At 71.7% G+C, this 820-nt stretch carries 1 protein-coding gene; it reads left to right on the top strand.

The window, feature by feature from the left end; all coding sequences use genetic code 11:
• On the top strand, nt 1–820 hold an 820-nt coding region (locus G3I78_RS46420; RefSeq protein WP_164436567.1), incomplete at both ends, for a HAMP domain-containing protein.

Raw genomic sequence — 820 nt, 5'->3', positions numbered from 1 at the left:
CATCACGTGGATCGGGCTGCAGAACCAGCTCGGGCCGTCGCGCACGTTCCCGCTCGCGATCGTCCTGTCGCTGCTGCTCACCCAGCTCCTCGCGCGGGGCATGACGTCACCGCTGCGCGAGATGACCGCGGCGGCGCGCGCGATGGCCGACGGCGACTACACGCGGCGGGTACGGGCGACGAGCCGCGACGAGGTGGGCCAGCTCGCGGTCGCGTTCAACGTCATGGCGGAGGACCTCGCGACGAGCGACCAGGTGCGCCGCGAGCTCATCGCGAACGTGTCGCACGAGCTGCGGACGCCGATCGCGGCGCTCCAGGCGCAGCTCGAGAACGTCGTCGACGGCGTCACGCAGCCGACGCCCGCGACCATGGAGATGGCGCTGGCCCAGACGGAGCGCCTCACGCGCCTCGTCTCCTACCTCCTGGACCTGTCGCGCATCGAGGCCGGCGCGGCGGCCCTCAACATCACCGAGATCGACGTCGGCGACTTCCTCGAGGAGAACGCCGAGGCGGTGTCGATGGTGGAGGCCGGGAAGCAGCTGCGGTACGTCGTGGACGTCACGCCGCCCGACCTCGTGCTCGAGGCGGACCGCGAGCGCCTGCACCAGGTCGTGACGAACCTCCTCCAGAACGCGATCCGGCAGTCACCGCAGGGGGGCGAGATCCGGCTCGAGGCGTACCCGGTGGACGACGACGTCGTGCTCGAGATCGTGGACGAGGGCCCGGGGATCGCGAAGGAGGACCGCGAGCGCATCTTCGAGCGCTTCGCCCGGGCCAGCGCGACGGGCACGCACACGACGACCGGTGGCTCGACGGGTGGG

It is taken from the genome of Streptomyces sp. SID13726, from assembly GCF_010548375.1.
Taxonomy (GTDB): domain Bacteria; phylum Actinomycetota; class Actinomycetes; order Streptomycetales; family Streptomycetaceae; genus Streptomyces.
This window is presented reverse-complemented; position numbering and strand designations above follow the sequence as displayed.